The following is a 24,942-nucleotide window of genomic DNA, read 5'->3' as shown; positions in this document are numbered from 1 at the left end:
CAGGGGGTATACTTGAACATGAATTGAACTGAGGAGGGGATATCTTTATGAAGAACTACCGCATTGCTGTAAGCGATGACAAAAAGAATATTTTTGCAGGACCTATCAAGCTTGGCGGCGTGAACCCTTCCGGTGAGCGAATCAGTTTTACGAACTACTATATGGAGAAGAACGGTGAGCCGTTCTTTGGCGTGTGCGGAGAGTTCCATTTCTCCCGTTACGACGAACGATACTGGGAAGATGAGATTATTAAGATGAAAATGGGCGGCGTTAACATCGTCACTACCTATATTTTCTGGAATCTGCACGAGGAAGCGGAAGGTGTGTTTGAATGGGAAGGCCATAAAGACTTACGCCGGTTCATTCAGCTGTGTAGTCAGCATGATCTGTATGTCATGGTCCGTATCGGCCCCTTTTGTCATGGGGAAATGCGCAATGGGGGCATGCCGGATTGGTTGTTCGGCCGTCCGTTCGAGGTCCGTTCCAATGATGAAGGTTATATGATGTATGTGCGGAGGCTTTATGCAGAAATCAGCTTACAGGTGAAGGGCTTACTGTATAAAGACGGAGGTCCGATCATCGGCACTCAAATCGAGAATGAGCATAACCATTCTTCGGCACAGTGGGGTCTGACGACCGGCATTAACAATATGTGGCTTAACGGAGGCAGTGGCGGCAATGAGCATATGCTGCGGTTGAGGGACATAGCGATTGAAACTGGAATAGATACGCCTATCTATACGTGTACAGGATGGGGCGGTGCTACAACACCTGTACCTGATATGCTGCCGTTATGGGGCGGCTATGCCTATTGGCCTTGGATTTATTATGAAAATGACCGTTTGGAGGGCATCAAGGAGCATCCGGCAACACCCGAGTACATTTTCCGGGATAAACATAATAACGCCATTCCCAAGAGTTACAACTTCGAGCCGTTCTATAACCCCGAGGATTATCCTTACGCTTGCTGTGAAATGGGAGGCGGGATGGTCCAGTTTTATAAATACCGGTTCGAGTTTCCATATCATAGCGTTCCAGCCATGTCCATCATGAAGACGGCCGAAGGCTGTAATATGCTCGGATACTATATGTACCATGGGGGAAGTAATCCGAAAGGCAAAATTAACCCCTTCACGAACGATCTGGCAACGCCAAAAATCTCTTACGATTTCAACGCCATGATTGGCGAATACGGACAGGTACGCGAATCGTATAGGCGGACGAAGCTGCAGCACTATTTCTTCACGGAGTTCCAGAATCAATTCGCCTTGACCAAGACGGTTCTGCCGGGAGACACTTCCGGGCAAGATCCGTACGATGTGAGTGAATTGCGCTATGCGGTCCGTTCGCATGAGGGCTCCGGCTTCCTGTTTCTGAACAATTTCCAGGATCATGTGGATAATCACGATTTGCAGGACATGAACGTCAGCATTGAGCTTCCAGGTGAGACAGTCACCATTCCGGCTCAAGGGGAGCTCAGGCTTGGCAGTGAGAGCTTTGCTATTCTGCCGTATAACTTCGATCTGGCTGGAATCACGCTGAAATATGCTACTGCACAGCTGATCACCAAGCTGGAGGTGGGGGATGAAGTGTATTACTTCTTCTTTGTGCCTGAAGGGATGAAGGGCAGCTATGCGTTGGCAAGTGACGATGTAACGAGCGCAGAGACCGACGGCGGAAGTGCCTTTCAACTGGGTGATATGACGATTATTGAAGTAGAAGAGCAGGCTTCCACCATCGTGCGACTTGTTTCCGTGGCAGGCAAGAAGATTGTGATCTATACCATGACGGACGAGCAAAGCCTTGGGTTCTGGAAGGCCAATGTCCGCGGGAAGCAGCGTATCATATTTACGGATGCCAATCTGCTTGTTTCAGGGGATGAGATCAAGCTGGAATCAACGGGTCAGGAGAAAGTCACGCTGAGCATTTTCCCTGATTTCGATGAAGGTATAGGCTCCGTCTCTGGCGGAAAGCTGGCGAGTACCAGGATAGACGGTTTATTTAAGACCTACAATCTGCTTATTCCCAGGAAAGAGATCGCTTTTACATGGACGAAAGTCAAGAATGAACGGGCGGTTCTAGAATTTGCAGCCGGAGCACTGGACGGTGTTAAAGAAGCCTTGCTGCAAATCGATTATTCCGGCGATATCGGTTATGCCTTCATTGACGGAGATCTGATTAACGATAATTTCTGCAACAACACGACATGGGAGATTGGACTTAAGCGATTTGAAGAGCGGCTGCTTGAAAAGGAGATGTATCTCTATATATCGCCGATCCGCAAAGGGACTGTCGTGAATAGCAATACAACGATGGCCGGATGGAACGAGACAGCTGCAGAACTGATTGCCGATATTGCTTCTGTCCGTGCGGTTCCGGTTTATGAACTGGCGATAACCAAATAATAGGGGGCGTAGTATGAGTTCATCACTAAACCATTTACCGCACAAACTGACTATTACGATGTGGGATTTCTCCTGGTACACCATGACCTTACCGGGTGAGCCCTATAGCGACCTTGAGGCCAGATTTAAGGAAGCGGTGGAGAGAGGCTACAATACGATTCGAATCTGTGCGATGCCCTTTTTATTGTTCACGGCGGAAGGCAAGCGGCAGGGCCCGTTACACTTTGGAAGCCTTGGAGAGATCGGACAGCGGACACGCTGGTACAACTGCCGAGGCGGGGCTGAGTTGGACGGACATGCGCATTTGCTGGAATTGTTCAAACAGGCCAAGGCCCATGGTTGTTATATCATGCTGTCTTCGTGGGAGTATCAGCAAAGCCCCAGCTTTCTGGCCTTTCCCGCGCTGCGCGACGAACTGGCTGCCATCGCCCCGGAGAATCGGTTTATGGCTATTGCCAGGTCCATCGACCAGCTTATCCGGTATATTAAAGCGGAAGGATACGACAAACAGATCGTCTACGCAGAGCTGCATAATGAGGTGGAGTTTGGACAACTGACCGCCATAGGAACTGCTCAAGGCATTGCCACGTCCAATGTGCCGGCTATGGTGGAAGCCATGCAGCCTTATATTGAAGAGGCCGTCAGTTTTCTTAGAGGGAGTCACCCTGACATCCTAATGACCGCAAGTTATACACTAAATGAAGCCTATCCCAAATGTTATGTGGCGGGAAATTTACAGGTTGCACATTTCCATCTGTATATCAAAGGGGTGTTGAATGAATTAACCGAAGCGGCAGGGCTCGATGATGAGCAGTCACCTTTTCCTGGCGCATTCGTCCAATCACTCCTGAGGGAGGATGCGCCTCCATTTGAAGAGTATTCGCTGCCGCACGGCCAAGAATGGAGGATGGAAGGAAATCCGGTAGGGTTAAGACTGCTCTATATGCATGATTGGGCGGAGCCGGATAAGTGGGATCTTTTTTTATACGATAATTATAGTAAACATAAGCTGGCTATGCTGCAAAAAGCAGATATGCGATTGGAGGAAGCTCACGAATGGGCTGTTCATGCCAAGTTACCGGTCGTTATTGGTGAAGGTTATGTGGGTTATACACCGCTGTTAACGGGATTCGAGGAGGGGCCTGTCGGGAAATTTATTGCAGAATATGCGCTGCGTAAAGGCATGGCTCTTGGATTCTGGGGAATGACTTTATGTTCTAACTGTGCACCGCATCATCCCTTCTGGAACGATATCGCCTGGCAGCAGAAATGGAACCGATACATTCTTGAATCACAATAGCTGCAGCTTTTTTAAACGAAATAAATAACAAAATCCAAAAGACCTTGGCTCCCTTGAAACAGTGGCGATCCAAGGTTTTTTACGGTTCAATTCTATTGAATAACATAGTACTAGATGATAATGTGAAATAAGGGCGAGGCTTCTTTAGTGGGGAAATATACTAATTGAATCGAGGTTCTGCAAATGAGGGTGAAACGAATTGTCACCAACATTAATACGCAAAACGTTCCAGCAGCAAAGAACTTTTATCAGGACATGCTCGAACTTGATTTATTGATGAATCATGGTTGGATTGAAACTTATGGATTAATTGGAGAGGATAGCGTTCAAATAAGTATTGCTACACAGGGTGGCTCCAATACATCTACACCTGACCTCTCAATTGAAGTTGATGATGTGGATTTAGTGTACGAACGTATGAAAAGTGCAGGTTATACAATAGAATATGAACTTACTGACGAGCCTTGGGGAGTTCGCAGATTCTATGTCCGCGATCCATTTGGTAAGTTAATTAATATCCTTGCTCATAGAGATTAGATCCGTTGCTGATCAAAGGCAAGTCGTAAAATGAGGACTACACCAATACGCTATAAAGAGGTAAAGCTTTGGATGCTAAATCAAGTATTGTCTATTGTATAAGAGCTGAAAGCTCTAAATAATTAAATAGGTGCACTTTTTCGGTGTGCAATGTTCAATTTTTGTGTCCGAGGCAAAGCAGCATACTCACCACTATTAACGGGGGGAAACAGAATGATGAATGTTTTGTTGGTGGATGATGAGCCATGGGTGCTGGAAGGTTTAAGAATCATGGTAGATTGGAACAAATACGGTTTTCAAATCTGTGGAGAGGCTGAGAATGGAAACACCGCTTGGGACATTATTGAGGATCTTCAGCCAGATCTGGTGTTTACAGATATTCATATGCCTTCTGTAAGTGGACTTGAGCTAATTGACCGTTCTATACAGAAACTGGCCAAACCGCCGCGATTCATCATACTAAGCGGATACGATAACTTTGAATATGCGAAAACAGCACTGGAACAGCGTGTTGAGGATTATTTGCTCAAACCCATTGATGAGTTTGAAATTGAAACCATATTAGAGCAGATGAGTAGTAAAATTAAAAATGAGCGTGCTTCAGAGAAATTGCATCAACACGAGCGTGCCTTGTATGTAAATGGTTTGTTCAACCGGCTGTTTCAGGGCGAAGACAGCAGTGAACTGCAAGCGGAAGTGGAGAGCATACTGCAAATGGAAGGTCATGAGAACATGGCCTGTCTTTTGATTGAGACGGATACTGGCAAAGAGGATGTTAAGTCGTGGGTACAGCATTTTGCCGGTGATCATTTGTATGAACCTTTTATAGATGCTGAAGGAAGAATTGGTGTGTTTGCTGCTGAGATCAAAGATTCACTGAATCGGCTTGAGACGATAGGGAGAAATCTGTATGAGATGTACTCCGACCATGCTTCCATCATTGTGGCATTTGGGTATCACTCAGGTGGTGCAGTTGCTATGCGACCGGCATATGAAAAAGCGTTATCCGCGCTAAAATGGAAGCGTTATCTAAAAGGGAACGGCATTATTCACGACCAAGACCTGCCACAAGGTGCCCATATGGCAACTGTGAATCACAAAGCATTGACAAACCTTTTCAGGACCATTTTATCGGGTGAAGAGGATCGTTTAGAGAACGAGGTGCATGAACTGCTTGTTAATCCTGACTCGGAACTGCCTATATCAGATATCGAATATGTCCGGCTACAACTGCTTGCCCTTGAAATGGGAGTTCTCAAACAACTGAAGGAGCTGGATGGGGATGTGGGCAAATTTGTGCTGCACATGCAGCACAGATTGGGCGACTTTACCAACCTTGACTCTTATCCTGAATTGCAGGGCTATGCACTTGTGTTAAGTCTCAACGCGCTGAGAGCGTTACAGGAGCAGCAGAAGGAAATGAAATGCAGTACGATTTTTCGTGTGGTTCAGCATGTTAATCAAGAGTTTCGGGAGAAGCTGCAGCTTCAGGAACTTGCACAGAAATTTCATATGAATGCCAACTACTTAGGGCAAGCTTTCAAACAGCAGACTGGTAAATCCTTCCGGGAATATCTGAATGATAAACGTATTGAGGAGGCCAAGAGACTTTTGCGTCAGAGCTGTTCCAGCATAGCCGAAGTTGCAGTCAATTCAGGTTATCCCAATGCCGACTATTTTGTAAGTCAGTTCAAGCGAATGACGGGCATGGCGCCTTCTGCATATCGAAAACAACCCTAGATGCGAATTGAAAAGTAACGAATGAAGGATGGCGATCACAGTATGTTTAAGATATTCCGGTTACGAGGCATCGTGAACAATATTCCTTTGAATTACAAATTTATGCTGATATATGTTATCGGTATTTTGCTCCCCATCGTAGCAAGCAATTATCTGTTCATGGATCGGATGTCCGGGCTGATCAGAGAGCGGGAAGAACAGAATTTGCAAATATCGCTGGAAAGGGCCAGAAAAGACATTCACACTATGATTGACGGGGGCATAGCTGTCAGTCACGCCTTGATCACGGACAAGCTTTTATCCGAATCCATGGATCGGGTATACAACGGCCAGCTGGATTTCTACAGTACATTCGATGAACAGCTTCGCCATCGGGTGACTTCCTATATTCCTGTGAATAATCAGATCCAGCGCATTGGCATCTACACTGACAATCCCACTATTGTACCGGGCGGGGATTATTATTATTTGGACAGTTCAATGCACGAAAGCGCCTGGTTCAGGCAATGGGAAACGGCGGGGGAATCACTGAGTGTGCTCGCTTATCGCGATCAGGCAGCAAATGATCGGGCGGCAACTTCGTCGTATTTTAGTGTGATCGAAAAAATGGACTATTACAACGCAGATAACTCTTACGAGAAGTTAGTACGCATAGATTTTTATCTTAATCGGTTCTATGACGTTATTGCCAGAGAGAAAAGTTCGCTGGATCTGTATCTGGTCAACGCCCAAAATCAGATTGTCGTGTCCGCAGATGACAAGTATCAGGGCGAGGTGGATAGCGATTATGCATTGTTTAATATGAGCAAAGCGGAAGACAAGGATTTACATATCGTTCCGATTGGAAACGCCAGCTATGTGAAAGGCTGGAAGCTGATCGGGGTACCCCAGGAAACACGTGTCAAGGAAGCGATGTTATCCATGCAGCTTTATTTCGGCATGTTGGCCGGCATTATTACTTTGCTTACCTCCATCTTTATCTATGTCATGCTGCGTTCATACAATTATCGAGTGAAGCGTCTGTCCAGGCACATGCAAAAAGTGGGGAATGAAAAATTTGATCTGATCAACATTGATGGCGGGCAGGATGAGATAGGTCACCTGATTCGTAATTTCAATATGATGACTGCTCAGATTCATTCCCTGATCAATAATGTGTACAAGCTTGAAATTCAGCAGCGAAGTCAGGAGGCCGAGCGCGTTCGCGCTGAGTTGAACTTGCTGCAAAGCCAGATGAATCCGCATTTTCTGTTCAATACGCTCAATGCGTTACTTGTGGTCAGTACCAAAAACAATTATGCAGATGTGAAGGATATTATCAAGGACCTGTCCAAGCTGCTTCGCCGTCTTCTGAATTGGAAGGATGATGTGGTCACTCTCGAAGAGGAAATGAGTTTTACGGTCATGTACCTGGGAATTGAGAAATTCCGTTTCCGTGACAAGTTCGAATACCACATTGATATCAGCGACGAGACACGGCAGTATAAAATACCAAAAATGAGCATTCAGCAATTGGCAGAGAATGCTTGCAAACATGGTATACAGGCCATTGAAGGGCTTGGCTATGTTAAGATTCGAGCCGAAATTGTGAACGAGCGCCTTCGTGTCGTTGTATCCGATAATGGCAAGGGCATGGACAGGGAGCGGCTGAAAGAGGTTCTTTATCATATGCGGAGCAAGGAGGAGAACGGGGATAACAATATTGGTATACGCAATGTATATCGCCGTCTTGAATTGTATTATGACGATAAAGTGAGTTTTAGCCTGGTAAGCAGAATGGATGAGGGGACAGAGGTATCCTTCGAAATTCCATTAGAACTGCTGGAGCATCAGGGTGGAAAAGGAGGAAGGGAATAATGGCATTTAAAGTGCTGCTGATCGATGACGAGCCATGGGCGCTGGAGGGCTTGCAGCTCTGGATTCCATGGGAGAATCTTGGCTTTGAGGTGTGCGGCTTGGCCGGAAATGGTGCAGAGGGATTAAAACAATTGGAAGAGCTAAAGCCAGATCTTGTTATGGTTGACATTCGTATGCCAGTGATGGATGGGCTGGAGATGATTGAAGAATGGCGGCGCAGAGGCGGCTGGTCGACCAAGTTCATTATTCTCACGGGGTACAGTGATTTTGAGTTTGCACGAAAGGCGCTTAAATTTAAGGTTTCCGGTTATCTGTTAAAACCATTGGAAGAGGAGCAGGCAGAATCCGAGGTGCGCAGAATGGGACTGGAACTGATCAAGGAGCAAGAACAACTATATATTGGGCAGATTGCATTAAGAGAGCAGGAAATGTTGACGATGAAGGAGGCTTTACTGGGAAAAGTGCTTTCTGGAGAAGGTGCTGAACTGATGGAGTCTCTGTCCCGATCAGCTCAAGCATGGAATGTATGCCTGGTTCAGGTATCCGAAGTGGAATATGGCCGGTGGAGCAGCCTCGCTGCAGAGGCTCTGAACGGACCGAATGTGATCTATATCATTCGTATGCGAAATGATCTTGTATCCATTGTGTTTGGCGATGTTTCCCCTGATCCTCAGGCAACGAGCGGAAAATTAAGAAAACAATTAGAGGCACTGGCTCGCCGTCTGGCGGGCTTTCGTACATATATGGCGATTGGCTCAACCGAATCCTCTCTTAATAGCATCAGCATCTCCCGAATAACAGCAGAGGAAGCGCTCCTGCATGCCTTTTATGAAGTGGAAAGGAACAGCATAATGGAGTATGTCTTACTCCAAAACCACGTTTTTCAAAGGCATTACAACCAGGTAGAACTGTCTGAGCGCGTACTAGGGGCATTTCAGCTTATTGATTATAATGCCTACCGGTCTGCGGTGGAATTTATTGAGCATTCCTTTCGCGAGACCCGTGTGCACCCCGATGAAGCCCGGAAATTTGTGATTTACCTTCTTCATGAAATCAGGGCGTACATGGGTACACAGATGGAAGAGGATGAAAGACATTCCTATCGTTTGTTCGAGATCCCTGATCTGGATGAAGCATTACTTACTTTTGATGATTTGATTGAGATGCTGCACTCGTGCGGCAAAGTCTGCTTTGAGTTTTTGTTCAAGGAGAACACTTTCGAAGCACATGGCATTGTACAGGATATCAATGATTATATTCATGCTCATTTTCGGGAGGGACTGACTATTAAGTTGTTGGCAGAGCGATTTTTTCTGCATCCGGCCTACTTGGGACAACTACTGAAACGCAAAAATGGAATCTCCTTTAATGAAATGCTTCATGATCTGAGGATTGAAGAAGCCTGTCGGCTGCTTCAGAAAAATCAGTACAAAAATATCGAGATATCAGAACGGGTTGGATACGCCAGCTATCATCATTTTTTGAAACAATTTGAGAAGCGCATGAATATGTCCCCGAACGAATACAAGAAAACCTGAGGTTTTCTCGGAAAGAGCTATAATTCGAATATAGTTTCCATGGAGATGTAAATTTATAATGAAATTATTCAAATGAAAGGGCTTTCATAAATGAGATCAAACTTTGGAGGTGCTTTATGGGGGACAGTAAAAAATCATTCTTCCGTATGGGAGCAACACTGTTGCTGTCGTTGAGCGTTGTTCTGGCGGGCTGCTCAGGTGGCAATGCAGGCAGCGGGGAAGAGAGCAGTACGGGTAGCGAGGTTGGAACTGATAATCCGTTAGAAATCTCGGTATTTCTGAACGAGGCCGGACAACAGCCAACCGCTGATAACAAAATCTACAAAAAAATCAAGGATGAGCTTGGCGTTACATTCAAATTTGAATTTTTGGCCGGCGACAAAAACCAAAAGCTCGGCGTCATGATTGCCGGAGGAGATTATCCTGATCTGATCTCTGCGGATACCAAGCTGACAGCTGCCGGTTCAGTCATACCGCTTGAAGATCTGATTGAAGAACACGCGCCTAATTTGAAGAAGCATTACGAGAAGTACTGGAATCAAATGAAGGACCCGAATGATGGGCATATCTACTATATGCCAAACTACGGTGCATATAACGGCGAAGTGGCTGATACCTACTACAGCGGACCTGCATTTTGGATTCAAAAAGCCGTGTTGAAAGAGTTCGGTTACCCGACTCCAAAAACACTGGATGAATACTTCGACCTGATCGCGAAATACAAAGAGAAATATCCGACTATTGACGGCAAGCCGACCATCGGTTTTGAGGTCCTGAACTATGACTGGAAAAACTGGGGCTTGCTGAATCCGCCGCAGCATTTGATCGGTCATCCGAATGACGGGGGTGTCGTTGTAAACGACGGCAAGGCAGAAATCTTTGCAGACAAGGATTATGCGAAGACGTACTATCAGAAGTTGAATGAAATTAATGCACAAGGCTTGCTTGATAAGGAAGCGTTTGCACAAAACTACGACCAATACATGGCCAAATTGTCCAGTGGGTCCGTACTCGGCATGTTCGATCAACATTGGAATTTCCAAAGCGCGGAAGATTCACTCATAACGCAGGACAAAATTGAACGCACTTATGTAGGTTTCCCGCTCGTGTATGACAGCAGCACCAAAGACTATTATCGTGATCGCGCAGCACTGAATCTGAACAATGGCTTCGGTATTACCGTGAGTGCCAAAGACCCTGTGAAAATCATTAAAGCACTCGACAAGCTCATGGAAGAAGATTGGCAAAAGACACTCACTTGGGGCATTCAGGATGAAGACTATTACGTCAATGACGAAGGTCGCTTCATGAAAACCCAAGAGCAGCGCGACAACGCTGCAGATGCGGCTTGGAAGCTGGCCAACAAAGCAGATGCATTTTATGGAACCGCACCGAAGATAGAAGGTTACTTTAGCGATGGCAACGCGACTTCAGCAAGCAACCAGCCAGAAGAATATGAAGCCAGCTTGAGACCGTTTGATAAGGAAGTTTTGAAGGCTTACGGTTTCAACAGCTATGTCGATTTCTTCAGTGCTCCACCAGAGAATCCGGTGACTTACCCTGCTTGGTCTGTCGATGTGGTAGAGGGATCCCCAGCCAAGATTGCCAATACGAAGTTGAACGAGTTGTCAACCAAATATTTGCCGAAAGCGATTTTGGCTAACACGTCTGAATTCAGCAGTGTATGGAGCGAATACGTTTCCGAAATTCAAAAGCTGGATATCAAAGCGTATGAAGATCGTATCAATGAAGTATTGAAGTGGAGAATCGATAACTGGTCTGTGAAATAAGAAATTGTTGTCAGGAAGGAAGGTTACCTTCCTTCCTGATTTTATTGAAAAACATATTGCTGGACGTTATTCCTTTCAATATAAAGATGGATAGGGGCCTGATATTATGGAGGAAATTGTAGTGGGTACCAAGCCGCTCCGCCCAAAGAAAAAGCCGAAAATTAGGCGGATTACTTGGCAAAATATCAAAGCACAGAGACAACTCATATGGATGTCTGTTCCTCTGCTTGCGTACATTATCGTCTTTGCTTACGTGCCTGTATGGGGTTGGACGATGGCCTTTCAGGATTACAAACCGGCCAGAAGCTTCTCCCAACAATCATGGGTAGGGTTCAAGCATTTTCAGTTTTTGTTCACCGATGACAATTTCTTGCGTGTGCTTCGCAATACGCTTGCCATGAGTGTCATCAACATGATTTTGGGTTTCGTAACCGCCATTGTTCTGGCACTGCTGCTTAATGAGATCAAGAAGATCCTGTGGAAGCGGACGGTACAGACTATCTCGTATCTGCCTCACTTCTTATCATGGATTATCGTTACCGGCATCGTAGCGACATCGCTTGCTTCGGACGGTATTATCAACGATATCCTCATGAAACTGCATTTAATCAACGAGCCGATCTTGTGGCTGACGGAAGGCAAGTATTTCTGGGGCGTTGTGGCAAGTTCTCATATATGGAAAGAAGTCGGATGGAGCACCATTATTTATTTGGCGGCCATGGCCTCCATTGACCCGGCACAGTATGAAGCTGCCGATATTGATGGAGCCAACCGCTATCAAAAAATGTGGAATGTCACCTTGCCGGGCATCAAGCCTACCATTGTCATTCTGCTGATTATGTCGATCGGGCATATTCTGGAGGCCGGCTTTGAGGTTCAGTATTTGCTGGGTAACGGGTTGGTTGTTGACTGGGCGGAAACGATTGATATCTTTGTGCTTAAATACGGGATTGCCCAGGGCAACTATTCACTCGCAACTGCAGGCGGCATATTTAAAACCGTAGTCAGCATTACGATGTTACTTGTAGCGAATTGGACCGCCAAGCGGCTTGGGGAAGAGAGGCTGTTATAATGACAAAAAAAACACCATTGTCTGGTTTAGGAAATACAGCGGCGCTTTCCGTTCGCCGCCCGGGTGGCAGAGGCATCGAACCGTTTCTGTTCAACACCTTTAATACGATCTTCATGGTTTTGCTGGTGATTGTGACGTTGTATCCATTTTTGAACACCATCGTGGTTTCATTTAATGCAGGGAATGACACCATTCGAGGAGGCTTATATTTATGGCCTCGCGATTTCACCATGCAGAATTACAAAGCCGTATTTGCATCAGGCACAATTTATAATGCATTTTTGATTTCCGTTGCACGTACCGTACTATCCACCGTTCTGAACATTTTCTTGACCACCATGCTGGCTTACACACTGAGTCGGCGCGATTATATTTTCCGCAAGCTGATTACGACCGTTTTTGTACTGACGATGTATTTCAATGCCGGGCTAATTCCGGGGTACTTCCTGATGAAGGATCTGCATTTGATTAACTCCTTCTGGGTGTATGTTTTACCATCGCTGATTAGTGCGTTTAACCTGATCGTAATTCGTACTTATATTTACACGATCCCCGAAAGCTTGATTGAATCAGCCAAAATTGACGGCGCGGGAGATTTCAGAATTTTCTGGAAAATTATTTTCCCACTGTGCAAACCCGTGCTGGCGACCATTGCGCTCTTTGTTGCAGTCGGGGCATGGAACTCCTGGTTTGATGCGTTTCTGTACACGTCATCTCGACAAGAACTCAGCACGCTGCAATATGAATTGATGAAACTGTTATCTTCCAGCATGAATGCCAACAGTAATCCTTCCGTAGCCAATGGCATAGGGGTGGAACATTCAACACAGGTAACGCCGATTTCCATTCGTGCTGCAGTTACGATTGTCGCTTCAGTTCCGATCTTGCTGGTGTACCCGTTTATGCAAAAATACTTTGTTGTAGGACTAAATGTAGGGAGTGTGAAGGAATAGATGTCACAGATTTAATCGCATACGATCCGTTATGCCAACCCGATTCTCCCCGGATTTTATCCGGATTAAAGCATCGTGAAGGCTGAACAATTTTTTCACCTCATTTAGTTCATTTGAGTATTGTCCCGGAGTGCCGATTTCTCGGAATCGGGATCTGATTCAGTCGCAAATAAACTAAAATGAAAAGGGATTTTAGAGGAGGGAAATCATGGCTTTAGTTCGAGAAGAGGTTCCACTGAAGGAATTGTACAAGAATGCCTTCGACATTGGAGCAGCAGTGAATCCAAAGACGATTGAGAGTCAGCGTTCATTGCTGGCATATCATTTCAACAGCCTGACGGCAGAAAATGAAATGAAATTCTCCAGTGTGCATCCACAGCAGGGAGTGTATACGTTTGAGGATGCGGATGCGATTGCTTCCTTTGCGAGAGAGCAAGGCATGGCGCTGCGTGGTCACACCCTAGTCTGGCATAACCAGACTCCGGATTGGCTGTTTGAGAATGAAAGCGGCGGACTGGTGGACCGTGGTGTATTGCTGGAGCGATTGAAGGAGCACATTCAGACCGTTGTTGGCAGATATAAGGACGTTATCTATGCTTGGGACGTTGTAAACGAGGTTATTTCCGATGATGCAGATGACGAAAACGCATTCCTGCGCCCATCCAAATGGCTGGATATCGCCGGAGAGGATTTTATTGCCAAAGCGTTTGAATTCGCCCATGAAGCAGATCCCCAGGCTCTTTTGTTCTATAACGATTATAACGAGTACGATCCGCACAAAAGGGAGCGCATCTATCGGCTTGTTCGTTCGCTTCTTGATCAAGACGTGCCCATCCATGGCGTCGGTCTGCAGGCACACTGGAATCTGTACGATCCATCTCTGGATGATATGCGGGCCGCGATTGAGAGGTATGCGCAGCTAGGCCTGCAGCTTCAGCTTACCGAACTGGATGTATCGGTGTTTCGCTTTGAAGATCGACGTACGGATCTTGCTCAGCCTGCACCTGAGATGATGGAATTACAGGCTGAGCGGTACGAATCCATCTTCCGACTGCTTCAGGAATATAAGGAACATATCAGCGCTGTAACATTCTGGGGGGCGGCTGACGATTACACTTGGCTTGACAATTTTCCTGTCCGGGAGCGGAAAAACTGGCCATTCCTGTTTGATGAGTTGCATCGTCCCAAGGAAGCCTATCATCGTGTTGCACGAATCGCTGTACCCAAGTGACACGAACGGATCAATAACGTTTAACCGATAGCTCTATTAAAGAGATGGTCAGGTTGCGTATTTTTTGGAAGGAGGCATTTAAAAATGTCCGAATTACCTAAACCGTATCAACCCTTAGTTACCCATATATTTACTGCAGATCCGTCAGCGCATGTATTCGAGGATCGTATTTATATTTATCCTTCCCATGATCTGGACCACGACGGCCCAGTGAACGATAATGGGGATCAGTACAAGATGGAGGATTATCATGTATTGTCTATGGCAGACATAGAGTCACCTGTAACGGATCATGGTGAAGCATTGCATGTGAAGGATGTACCATGGGCGTCAAGCCAGATGTGGGCCCCGGATGCCGCGTTCCGAAACGGCATTTATTATTTATATTTCCCTGCACGGGACCATGACGGCATTTTCCGCATTGGCGTGGCTACATCATCTTCTCCCGCAGGGCCGTTCAAGCCGGAGGAACAGTACATTCAAGGCAGCTTCAGTATTGATCCGGCTGTGTTCGTAGACGAGGACGATCAGGCCTACATCTTCTTTGGTGGGCTATGGGGTGGACAATTGGAGAAATGGCAGACAGGAAGCTACGTTGAACACGCTGAGGGACCTGCCCCGGATGCACCCGCACTCGGCCCAAGAGTGGCTAAGCTGAGTGAGGATATGCTTTCGATGGCTTCGGATGCGTTGGAAATATCCATCGTGGATCAGGAAGGAAAGCTGTTGACAGCGGGGGATGAGGATTGCAGATATTTTGAAGGGCCATGGATGCACAAGTATAATGGCAAATATTATCTGTCCTACTCCACGGGAACGACGCACAAGCTGGTGTACGCCATCGGCGATAACCCCATGGGACCTTTTACATTTCAAGGGACCATTTTGCCGCCGGTCATGGGCTGGACAACACATCATTCCATCGTACAATTCCGGGACAAGTGGTATCTGTTCTACCACGATTGTTCGCTTTCTGGTGGCGTAGACTACAAGCGCTGTGTGAAGTTTGCCGAGTTGACGTACAATTCGGACGGCACTATTTGCATGATTGATCCCTATCCCGAGAAATAACGAGGAAAACAATTAAAACTCCGTGCAAAAGCACGGAGTTTTAATTACATCGATAACATATCCAAAATATGAATGGATCAAATACCGCAATATGTGCTTGACACTTCTTCATTTGAATGCGGATTATTCCTGGCTTAAAGGAATATTTTAGAGCAAGACGACGGGTTAAATATGGATAATCTGCTTGGTTTCACGGAGAAGCAATATACATTCGCGGGGCTTGAGATCAAAACCATTGATGCCGCAGAAGGTGACAAGTTTTCGATATTCAATATCAAAATTACTGATCCCAAATACGCTACAATTCGGAATATCAGATGTACATGCTGCTCAATTGAGCCAGACCATCCGAATGTTATATTTAGGGCAGGAAGAGAGCCTTATCAAAGTCGCTAATTATAGCGGCTTTTTGTTTTAAGGCATTAATGGTGGACCATATTTTCTGAGTATTGTAATCTACAATATAAAGGAGTCCATTTAAAGAAAGGATGTACTGATGTATCAAGGGAATATTCGTAAAATATTGATTTTGTTGTTAGTGCTGTGTACTGCCGTAACCTTCTATTTTTTATTTGTCGGTTTCGATAGATCCTCTATTTCAGACCAAAGTATGCGATACAGTTTAATTCCGGAGGGAATTCCTTTACACTTACCAGTAGGTAGGGAATTTCGAATCTGGTTTTTCGAGCTGGGGAATTTTATCGTTTTTATACCATTCGGAATAATTATTCCACTATTGTTTCGCTGCAGTTTTATTCGGTTTATCAGTTGTTTTATTCTGTGTATCACCATTCTGGAGACCATTCAAATGATTTCCCGACTGGGAGCTTTCGATATTGATGATATTATCATTAATACTTTAGGTGCTGCAGTCGGTTATGGGTCACAACGAATCGTTACGCGTCACCGAGATGCATGGAAAGGTATGTTTCAAATCGCCCTGATTGCGGTTGTCATGTCCATAGCTACGATTGGTGTAGTTGGTGGCATCAATTATTATTTGAATCAAGCTGGCGGAGAAATTGTGGCCTTAAATAAACTTCCGGTGAAAGATGGTACCGTACTTTGGGATGAGGAGCTCACCCGTTTTTCGGCGGGTCAAACCGAAGTGGAGCCACTAATTAATTTGTACAGTACAAAGAATGCGAAACTTAATACATTTTCATATCACCTGAATGGTAACTATACCAAATTAAGAGGGGACGTTGTTGTGCCTAATGATGTTATCTATGGTGCCAGCAGTTCCAGAAACGAAATCATTTTTATTGCAGATGGAACTGAAATTTATTCCTTAAGTCTTGGAGGCGAGCATCAACCGGATTCTTTTCAGATACCGATCCAAGGTGTAAGTGAGCTTACTATATCGTTTTACAGTACTAATTCTGATTCGTCTACAAATATTGTGATGTGGGATGTTACTTTAACAGAGGTGAACACAGGGCAAAAAATAATGAACCTTGTTAAATCACTCTTTTGACAATCTCACCCCCAGGATTTCTGTTATAGGAAATCGAGTTGAGCACGAAAATAAGTACTTTACTTTTATAAAATTATCATGTAGTATTCTTTCATGTAAATGAAATCGCTTTATTCCGGAATGAAAATGAGTTTCTTTATTTTACAACTTCATACAATTACTTACCGAGTGTGTTACTGATAATGCAGGCAAGGCTTGGATAAAGTATTGGAATGGTACATGTTGATGTACTGTCCTCTACTTTATTCAGGCCTTTTTCGTTTTTTTCAGATAACTCGAGAAAAGGGGATAACGATGAACTATAAAGAAACAGCATCCCAGATATTAAATGGTGTAGGCGGGCAAGGAAATATTGAAAACGTATATCATTGCTCCACGCGCTTGAGATTTAAACTGAAGGATGATGCAAAAGCAAACAAAACGGAAATTGAAGGCATCAATGGAGTAATCGGTGTCGTGAATAGCGGCGGGCAGTTCCAGGTGATCATTGGAAACGACGTAAGCTACGTATATCGGGAATTACCACAAAGTGGAGATGCATCTACAAGCAATAAGGAAACGCCTTCTAAAAAGAAATTTAGTGCAGGTTCCATTTTGGAAGTCATCGCAGCTATATTCCAACCGCTTGTTCCTGCAGTTTCGGGAGCAGGGATGCTCAAAGTACTGCTGCTGTTGTGTTCAATGACCGGAATTCTAAGTATAGATTCACAAACTTATATCATTCTTAATAACCTTGCAGATGCTGCATTTTATTTCCTGCCTGTTCTGGTTGCCTATTCTACAGCTGTTAAGTTCAAGTCGAGTGTTCCACTAGCCATGACAGTCAGTGCAGCATTACTTCATCCAAAAATTACAGCATTATTTGCTGAAGGCAATCCACTTTCATTGTTCGGTATTCCTGTAACTCCTGCGAATTACGGTGGACAAGTGGTGCCGATTATTTTGATCGTATTATTTATGGGTTATATTCAGCGTTTTGCAGACAAGGTATCACCTAGTGTGGTGAAAATATTCCTTAGTCCACTCATTGTTATATTGATCACTGGACCTGTAGCGCTTCTGGCGCTCGGACCGATCGGTGTTTTCTTGGGTAACGGACTCACAGAAGGTATCTTGTTGATTCAGCAGCATGTTGGATTTGTTGCGGTAGCTATATTAGCGGTATTAATGCCTATCTTTGTATCGCTGGGTATTCACAAGGTGTTTATCCCGATTATGGTTTCAAGTATCGCCAACCCCGGATATGACATGTTGATTCTGGTTGCGCATCTTTGTTCGAACTTTGCCCAGAGTGCTGCCTCCTTTGCTGTGGCGACTCGTACAAAAAACAAATCACTGCGTCAGCTTGCAATTTCTTCCGGAGTAACTGCATCCTTTGGTATTTCTGAACCTGCACTATATGGTGTTACGATGAAGCTTAAAAAACCATTGTATGCTGCCATGGCAGGAGCAGGGATTGCAGGTATTTTCGCAGGATTGATGCAGCTTAAAGCTTATGTGACAGTGGGGCCGGGGCTTGCTTCGCTTCCCATGTTCGTTGGAGAGGACAATAACTTTCTAATCGCCATTATCACATTAATTATTTCATTTATTGCGACATTTATTATTGCGAGATTCATTGGATTTAATGATCCTGTGGATTCGAATGCCGAAACTGTCAATACTCCTGGTGCTCAGCCAGAAGTTAATGTCTCTTCCCAAACTGCAGCTTCAGGTAAAACGGAAACGGTTAACCTTTTTGCTCCACTTCGCGGAGAAAGTATTCCGCTCAGTGAGGTTTCAGACGAAGTCTTTTCCAAAGAGATGATGGGCAAAGGAATTGCGTTCTTGCCTGAAGACAACATCCTTTATTCCCCGATGGACGGGATCGTCTCCCCCTTGTACAAAAGCAAACATGCGTTGGGGCTCGTATCGGATAACGGTGTTGAACTGTTGATTCATATTGGAATTGATACCGTGAAAATGAAAGGTTCTGGTTTTAAAGCATTGGTAAATACCGGTGATGCCGTATCAAAAGGAGACAAGTTAATCGAATTCGATAGGGATGCGATTAAAGCTTTTGGTTTGGATACAACCACAATGATGATCGTAACAAATACAGACCAATTTTCTGAAATTAAGGGGAACTCACCCGCAAGTGTACAACCTGGAGATGCAATCATGACACTAACAAAAGGAGAGATCTAACATGAAAGATTTATATCAGTTTCCAGAAGGTTTTCTTTGGGGAGGAGCTACTGCGGCCAATCAGATCGAAGGGGCTTGGAATGAAGATGGGAAAGGCGTCAGTACACTAGATATGTTTACAGGTGGCTCCATTCATCAAAAACGCAGAATTACATTGGAAATGGACCCGGCCGAGCGTTATCCTACCCATGAAGCAATCGATTTTTATCATCGATATGAAGAAGATATCAAACTTTTTGCAGAAATGGGTTTCAAGATGTTCCGGTTTTCTATTAACTGGACAAGAATTTTCCCGAATGGGGATGAACTGGAGCCTAATCAGAAGGGGCTTGAATTCTATGATCGTATCTTTGCCGAGTTGAAAAAATACAATATTGAGCCTTTGGTTACTATCGCTCATTATGAATTTCCGTTTCATCTTTCCAAAACGATTAACGGCTGGGCGAGCAGAGAGATGATTGAGCATTACTTGCGGTATTCCGAGGTCATCATGAACCGATATAAAGATGATGTGAAATATTGGATTCCTTTTAATGAAATTAATTGTATCACTCTTTCACATAAAGCTTATCAAGCGGGCGGGATTATTTCGGATGAAAACGGTAGTCTGATCGACCTGACCAAAGACAATGCCCAGCTTCGTTTCCAAGCACTGCATCATCAATTTATTGCTTCGGCTTTGACGGTGAAGAAAGGCAAGGAAATCAATCCGAATTTCCAATTTGGGTCCATGTTGACACACTTTACGTTTTATCCACTGACATGTAACCCTGAAGATATTATGCTAGCGACCCGGGAAATGCAGATGAAAATTTACTTTTGTTCAGATGTGCTTCATCGTGGATACTATCCGTCCTATTCGAAACTATTCTTCCAGCAGGAGGGGGTTAGCGTTCATCAGGAACCAGGTGATGCCGAAATTCTAAAAACAGGAACTGTGGATTTTACAACGTTCAGTTATTACATGTCTGTTTGCGTGAGCTCAGATCCAAACCAAGAACAGACTGGTGGAAATCTGCTTGGTGGAGTTAAGAATCCATACCTCCAGGAGAGCGAGTGGAAGTGGCAGATCGATCCAATCGGATTGAGATATACTTTGCATACCCTTTACGACCGTTATCAAGTACCCTTGATGATTGCAGAGAATGGCTTGGGTGCAGTGGATACCCTTGATGAGAACGGGGATATTAATGATGATTATCGTATTGATTATTTAAGGATGCATATTAAAGAAATGAAGCAAGCCATTGCAGAAGGCGTTGATCTGATTGGTTACACCAGCTGGGCTTGCATCGATTCAGTCTCACTTGGTACAGGAGAGATGAAGAAACGTTATGGTTTTGTTTATGTGGATAAACATGATGACGGTACTGGGAGCTTGAAGCGAATCAAAAAGAAATCATTTAACTGGTATAAGGAAGTCATCGCGAGCAACGGAGAAAACCTTTAACTCCAGCTTGATGAACTCAGGACCTGCAGATGTGGGTCCTGAGTTTATGTAGTTTTAAGGAGGCTGCTAATTTCAGTATGAAGATAATCAAAATTTTGAACAACAGTATTGTTCTTGCAGAGAAGGATAACGGTGAAGATGTCGTTGTCATGGGCAAAGCCATAGGATACAACAACAAGATTGGTAATCGTCTTGATTCTTCCAAAATCGAAAAAATTTATGTTCTTGAGGACCAGTCCGTTTCAGAGAATTTGATTAAATTGATGGAAGAAACGCCTGCAGAGTACTTGGAAATTACACGACGCATTGTTGAAGTGGCAGAAAAGACTTTAGGTTTAAAGCTTTTCGATTCAGTATATGTCTCTTTAACAGATCATCTTCATTTGGCGGTCATTCGCTTTAAGTCAGGCATTACTTTGCAAAACAGATTACTTTGGGAAGTCAAAAAATTCTATCCTAAAGAATTCGAGATTGGTCTTCTGGCACTTAAAGAAATCGAATCTGGTTTAGGACTTCAATTACCAGAAGAAGAGGCAGGTAATATTGCTTTTCATATCGTAAATGCACAAAATAATGAAGGCAACTTACAGGATGTGATCTTTGTAACAACGTTTATTAAAGATGTTACCAAAATCATCAATCATTATTTTGCCATTGAATTAGACACGAATTCTATCAATTATTCCCGTTTTGTGACTCATCTACAATTTCTGGCCCAACGTTTATTAGAGGAACGAACACTAGACTCCGATAATTTCTTTCTATATGACAATATAAGCTCGACCTTTGCCAAGGAGCATCAATGTACGCTAGTTATTAAATCATATATTGAGAAATCATTTAAATTCATATTGACTAAAGAGGAACAGATTTATCTGACCATTCATATTAGCCGTTTATTAATGAAATCAAACGAATGAGGCTGTCGTGGGCTATTTGTGTTTTTCAATAACCAATCAAAGGGGAGAAGGGTATCCGAAATGAATGAAGGGATATGTTTAAGATCGGAGAGACTCCCCCAAAATATCACTTCACTTTTGGGGGAGTTTTAAATTGCTTCATGACGAAAACATTAGTACTTAATCTAGTTGCTGCGAACCTTTGAACCACACGGATTTGATCGACAAGGTGTCCGAAATATTAGTGGTTGGGTCACCGTCTATGAGAACAAGATCTGCGCGCGCTCCTTCGGAAATACGGCCACGATCGTGAAGACCAAAGCAACGGGCCGGTTTGGCAGTAGCCGATTGAAGAGCTTCGATCGGAGTAAACCCGGCTTTCACCAGCAGCTGCATTTCATGGTGGACACTAGCCCCATGAGCAAGGCCGCCAAGATTTGGAACAGGAACCGGTGCGACATCCGTCCCTACCAGAATATCAACTCCAGCACGGTGAAGATCCATCACATTCTTAAAGCTGTTCTCCATATTGCCTTGAGGGAATGTATTGAAGCTTGAGTTCAAAATATCGATCCAATCCGGACTTAATTTGGAATAAACACGCGGATCATTTGCCAATTCTGATGCCGGGTTTCCAATAATTGAAGAATTCAACACCAGGCAAGGTGTGACAAAAGCGCCTGAAGTTGCTATGGATTTCACTAACTCAGGCGTATACTCGGGTCTATCGATAAACAAATGGCCCAAACCGTCGACTCCAAAATCGATAGCTTCTTGCGATGAACGAGCCGTCAAAACGTGGGCGATAACCAGTTTATCGAACTTGTGAGCTTCTGTCACAGCGGTTTGTAGAATCTCGTCGCTTAGTACAGGCAGACCAGGTGCACCCATGACCGTTCCTTCTTCAATCATAATCTTAATATAGTCGGCTCCATTCTCCACCTGGGTATGCACATGTTTAATCGCTTCTTCCACCGTTGTCACTTGCGGTATTTCTTCGTGATCGTGAGCATATGCTGCCAACATCGCTTCTCGGTCTTCCTCCGATAACTTCTCTAGTTCCTTTAGTACAAAATCGGGTATTTCATCTGAATCTGGCAGTAATTCATCCGGGTGCCCTCCCGGAGCGGTGATTGCTGTACCAGCAGAACGGACGTCTGCGACGTCAATCACATTTTTTAACTGAATTTCACGTCCTCTTTTGGTAAAATCACCGTTCATTTCAAGTTCGGTTGTAACGCCAAATTTTAAGGCATCTCGTAATCCGCCGATTGAAGTGTGGACATGCGCATCAATCAGACCTGGCATTAGTGTGGCATTTTCTCCATCGATAATCGTTGCATCGGCTGGAATGTCTCCGCCAACTGAAGTAATAGACTCTCCTTGAATGACAATATGTCTGGGCGCAATGATTTGGTCCCCGTCAAAGATTCGTACATTTGTAATTACCTTAACTTGTTTTAATACAGCATTTTGAGTTATCTTCTCCAATTGAATCCCTCCACATTGTTTTGTTTCTAACAATTTGAATAATAACTGTTAGATTACTAACTGTCAACAAACTAATATTTTTTTGACAAGCCTAAAGGATCACTGTATAGTTTAGTTACTAACAATTAGATTTCTAACAATGACTGGGGGGGACGATCATGAAATCCCGAATGGAGACACCTTATCTGGATTTGTTTCAGATTATCGGTCTTAAGTTAAAGAAAAGAGCGGACGAAAGTATAAAAGAGTTGGGGTTAAACGCTCAACAAGGAAAAGTAATTGACTATATTTACGAGAACCAAAATAACAATATTATTCAAATGGATTTAGCAGAACGGTTTCATTTACGTCGGGCGAGCATAACAAGCATGCTTCAAGGTCTGGAGCAAAAAGGCTTGATCGAGCGCAAAATACCGGCCAATAATGAGCGCCAGAAAAATATATATGTATTACCTAAAGGGGTGGCACTGATTGAAGACTTTCAAGACTCTTTCCAAAAGGTGGAGGAAGACATCGTTCAAGTCCTTACCGACGAGGAGAAGCAAGTCCTAAAAAAATTGTTGATCAAAATCAATGAGCGTATATAAAGAAGACACGATTCCTGTAATAAAAGCCGCTTAATAAATAGCGGCTTTTTTATTTAATATGGTATTTTTCGGTTTTGGGCTTGTTCATACTCCGTTCATATTGTCGTCATGAAGAGGACATCTTCCTTGATTACACTTTAGCTATGTCGTCAAGGCGACTATACAGATGCAAGGACAGGAGAAGATGAACGTGGCAGAAACAGTGGAAACCAAAACAACAGGGACTAAGAGCCGCAAAAAACGGAACTTATGGCTAAAAATAATTGGAGGAATTGTCGGGGTGCTTGTGCTGTTCATGGGCATTGTGTTTGTAGTCAATGCGATCAGTAACGGGGTCGAGAAAAAGAATATTGAATCATATGGTCAGTATATCAATGTGGATGGTAAAAATATGAATGTACTCATTCAAGGCAGCGGAGAACAAACCGTTGTGCTCCTTCCGGGGCAAGGAACCCCGACACCTGCACACGATTTCAAATTGCTGATTGATGAGATATCCCCTGACTATAGAGTTGTGGTGGTCGAGCCTTTCGGCTATGGATTAAGCGATGAAACCGAGAAAGAACGAACGACGAAGAATATCGTCAGCGAAGTTCATGAAGCTGTGCAGCAGCTTGGTATTGATCGTTACATTCTGATGGGACATTCCATTGCCGGACTTTACGCGGTGTCCTATGTGAACAGCTATCCGGACGAGGTTGTTGCTTTTGTCGGCATTGATAGCAGTGTTCCCAATCAACCCGGCATGGATGTCAAATTGCCTTTGAAGTCAATGCAGTTTCTTCAAAAATCGGGTCTGATGAGATTACTCAAAGCATTGAGCGGAGACCCGTATAAATCGCTTGATTATGATGAGCATACCAAAGAACAGATGCACTTGATTTCGAATCAGGTCTCGACCAATCCAACGATGGTCGATGAGCTTCGACACCTCGGTTCCAATTTCAAAAATGCTGAAAAACTTACCTACCCTCATGATTTGCCAGTTCTTCTCTTCGTTCAATCGAATAACGAGCACAATAAGCAGTGGGTTCCGCTCCATGAGGAGCAAGCCAAACAATCCGCACAGGGTAAAATGATCCCGATGGAAGGAACGCATTACCTGCATCATACAAAATACAAAGAGATCGCCAAGGACTTCAAGGATTATATGAAACAAATCCAATAGTATGGTCGATCATCAAGGTACGGTGCCGAAAAGGTTCCTACCGATTCAATGACCTCTGACTAATAAACCGTCTCATAAGAGTCGGTTTATTTTTTTCGATCAAGGTCCGTGGGGGGGTGAGATGAATCCGTAAGCTCCTATATGCAGTGGTGGGGATGCTCATTCACTTGTGTTATATTTTATAGAAAT

18 protein-coding genes are annotated in these 24,942 nt (G+C 44.2%); 17 read left to right on the top strand and 1 reads right to left on the bottom strand.

Annotated elements, in window-relative coordinates; all coding sequences use genetic code 11:
- Positions 1–47: 47 nt before the first annotated feature.
- The 15 genes from MHB49_RS19580 (at position 48) to licT (ending at position 21,528) form a co-directional block, all read left to right on the top strand.
- Positions 48–2,405, top strand: a complete 2,358-nt coding sequence (locus MHB49_RS19580; RefSeq protein ID WP_405152661.1) for a beta-galactosidase — start codon at positions 48–50, stop codon at positions 2,403–2,405.
- A gap of 13 nt (positions 2,406–2,418) precedes the next feature.
- Entirely contained in the window at positions 2,419–3,705 is a 1,287-nt protein-coding gene (locus MHB49_RS19575) for a cellulase-like family protein (protein ID WP_405152660.1), read from the top strand.
- 183 nt (positions 3,706–3,888) lie between these two features.
- On the top strand, positions 3,889–4,242 hold the full coding sequence (locus tag MHB49_RS19570; protein WP_405152659.1) for a VOC family protein: 354 nt from the start codon (positions 3,889–3,891) through the stop codon (positions 4,240–4,242).
- 213 nt (positions 4,243–4,455) lie between these two features.
- Positions 4,456–5,982: a helix-turn-helix domain-containing protein gene (locus MHB49_RS19565; RefSeq protein ID WP_405152658.1), complete on the top strand. Its 1,527-nt coding sequence runs from the start codon at positions 4,456–4,458 to the stop codon at positions 5,980–5,982.
- Between the two features lie 42 nt (positions 5,983–6,024).
- Positions 6,025–7,839, top strand: coding sequence for a sensor histidine kinase (locus MHB49_RS19560; RefSeq protein ID WP_405152657.1), 1,815 nt, complete (start codon positions 6,025–6,027; stop codon positions 7,837–7,839).
- Entirely contained in the window at positions 7,839–9,377 is a 1,539-nt protein-coding gene (locus tag MHB49_RS19555; RefSeq protein WP_405152656.1) for a response regulator, read from the top strand. The genes MHB49_RS19560 and MHB49_RS19555 overlap by 1 nt, the downstream gene beginning before the upstream one ends.
- Before the next feature lie 116 nt (positions 9,378–9,493).
- The gene (locus MHB49_RS19550; protein WP_247897797.1) at positions 9,494–11,167 is read left to right on the top strand and encodes a sugar ABC transporter substrate-binding protein; all 1,674 of its coding nucleotides are present in this window, start codon (positions 9,494–9,496) and stop codon (positions 11,165–11,167) included.
- A 106-nt stretch (positions 11,168–11,273) separates the two neighbouring features.
- Positions 11,274–12,239 (top strand): ABC transporter permease, encoded by a 966-nt coding sequence (locus MHB49_RS19545; protein WP_405152655.1) that lies wholly within the window; start codon positions 11,274–11,276, stop codon positions 12,237–12,239.
- Entirely contained in the window at positions 12,239–13,192 is a 954-nt protein-coding gene (locus MHB49_RS19540) for a carbohydrate ABC transporter permease (RefSeq protein ID WP_405152654.1), read from the top strand. The genes MHB49_RS19545 and MHB49_RS19540 overlap by 1 nt, the downstream gene beginning before the upstream one ends.
- Before the next feature lie 208 nt (positions 13,193–13,400).
- Positions 13,401–14,423 carry an endo-1,4-beta-xylanase gene (locus MHB49_RS19535; protein ID WP_405152653.1) on the top strand — a complete coding sequence of 341 codons (1,023 nt, stop codon included), beginning with the start codon at positions 13,401–13,403 and terminating at the stop codon, positions 14,421–14,423.
- A gap of 84 nt (positions 14,424–14,507) precedes the next feature.
- On the top strand, positions 14,508–15,494 hold the full coding sequence (locus MHB49_RS19530; protein ID WP_405152652.1) for a glycoside hydrolase family 43 protein: 987 nt from the start codon (positions 14,508–14,510) through the stop codon (positions 15,492–15,494).
- A gap of 496 nt (positions 15,495–15,990) precedes the next feature.
- Positions 15,991–16,971: a VanZ family protein gene (locus MHB49_RS19525; protein ID WP_405152651.1), complete on the top strand. Its 981-nt coding sequence runs from the start codon at positions 15,991–15,993 to the stop codon at positions 16,969–16,971.
- Positions 16,972–17,265: 294 nt separating this feature from the next.
- The gene (locus MHB49_RS19520; RefSeq protein ID WP_405152650.1) at positions 17,266–19,158 is read left to right on the top strand and encodes a beta-glucoside-specific PTS transporter subunit IIABC; all 1,893 of its coding nucleotides are present in this window, start codon (positions 17,266–17,268) and stop codon (positions 19,156–19,158) included.
- Between the two features lies 1 nt (position 19,159).
- The gene (locus MHB49_RS19515; protein ID WP_247897789.1) at positions 19,160–20,608 is read left to right on the top strand and encodes a glycoside hydrolase family 1 protein; all 1,449 of its coding nucleotides are present in this window, start codon (positions 19,160–19,162) and stop codon (positions 20,606–20,608) included.
- A gap of 77 nt (positions 20,609–20,685) precedes the next feature.
- Complete coding sequence (gene licT, locus MHB49_RS19510) at positions 20,686–21,528, top strand: BglG family transcription antiterminator LicT (RefSeq protein ID WP_405152649.1); 843 nt, start codon at positions 20,686–20,688, stop codon at positions 21,526–21,528.
- A 159-nt stretch (positions 21,529–21,687) separates the two neighbouring features.
- Here licT and MHB49_RS19505 read toward each other — a convergent pair whose 3' ends face one another.
- Positions 21,688–22,998 carry an amidohydrolase family protein gene (locus MHB49_RS19505; RefSeq protein WP_405152648.1) on the bottom strand — a complete coding sequence of 437 codons (1,311 nt, stop codon included), beginning with the start codon at positions 22,996–22,998 and terminating at the stop codon, positions 21,688–21,690.
- A gap of 158 nt (positions 22,999–23,156) precedes the next feature.
- On the opposite strand from MHB49_RS19505, the gene MHB49_RS19500 reads away from it, so the two are divergent.
- On the top strand, positions 23,157–23,585 hold the full coding sequence (locus MHB49_RS19500) for a MarR family winged helix-turn-helix transcriptional regulator (protein ID WP_405152647.1): 429 nt from the start codon (positions 23,157–23,159) through the stop codon (positions 23,583–23,585).
- Positions 23,586–23,775: 190 nt separating this feature from the next.
- Positions 23,776–24,753, top strand: a complete 978-nt coding sequence (locus MHB49_RS19495; RefSeq protein WP_405152646.1) for an alpha/beta fold hydrolase — start codon at positions 23,776–23,778, stop codon at positions 24,751–24,753.
- Positions 24,754–24,942 lie beyond the last annotated feature (189 nt).

The sequence above is a fragment of the Paenibacillus sp. FSL K6-0108 genome (genome assembly GCF_045040695.1).
GTDB lineage: Bacteria > Bacillota > Bacilli > Paenibacillales > Paenibacillaceae > Paenibacillus > Paenibacillus pabuli_B.
Note: the sequence above shows the minus strand (reverse complement) of the source record. Positions and strands in the feature narration are given on the sequence as shown.